The following is a 795-nucleotide window of genomic DNA, read 5'->3' as shown; positions in this document are numbered from 1 at the left end:
AGAATAGTTCCTAAATGTGATTGTTATGTAATCGAGGTAATTTATGAGAAAACCGAACAGTTCTTAGCTCCTAATGAAAAGATAGCTGCGATAGATTTAGGCATAGATAATTTGATGGCTGTAACTTCAAATTAACCAGATTTTATCCCTTTGTTGATTAATGGCAGACCGTTAAAAAGCCTGAATCAATTTTATAACCAACGTCGAGCTAAGTTACAATCTCTATTAAAAGGCAATCGTCAAAGTTCCCAGAGAATTTGCCGTTTAACTCGCTGTCGTAATCAGAAAGTAGATGATTATCTTCACCGAGCTAGTCGTTATTTAGTCAATCTCTTAGTTGAGCAAGAGATAACAACTTTAGTAATTGGGAAAAATGACGGTTGGAAACAAGAAGTGAACTTAGGAAAAGTCAACAATCAAAAATTTGTGACCATCCCTCATGCTCGATTAATTGAGATGATTAGTTATAAATGTCAATTAGAAGGAATCTCTGTGATTCTTCAAGAAGAATCCTATACTTCCGTTGCTAATTTTTTGAATGACGATCCTCTCCCTGTTTATGGACAGATAACTGAAAAGCCAGTGTTTTCAGGAAAAAGAATTAAGCGAGGGTTACATCGTACAGATAAGGGGATTCTGGTTCAATCTGATGTCATGGGTTCCTACAATATTTTACGAAAAGCATTCCCAAATGTGTTTAACCGCTATGGGATAGAGAGGTGCGTAGTTCACCCAAGGAGAATCAATCTCTCGAAGTAAAAGTGAAGGGAATTTCTGAAATGGAATTCAGTCTGT

1 pseudogene is annotated in these 795 nt (G+C 36.2%); it reads left to right on the top strand.

Going from position 1 to position 795, the window contains the following annotated elements:
• Positions 1-759 (top strand): annotated as a pseudogene (locus MICAI_RS17630) (RNA-guided endonuclease InsQ/TnpB family protein); the annotation flags it as partial.
• Between the last annotated feature and the right edge of the window lie 36 nt (positions 760-795).

This window comes from Microcystis sp. T1-4, assembly GCF_000297435.1.
Lineage (GTDB): Bacteria > Cyanobacteriota > Cyanobacteriia > Cyanobacteriales > Microcystaceae > Microcystis.
The sequence above is the reverse complement of the archived record's forward strand: the minus strand, read 5'-3'. Positions and strand labels throughout refer to the sequence as shown.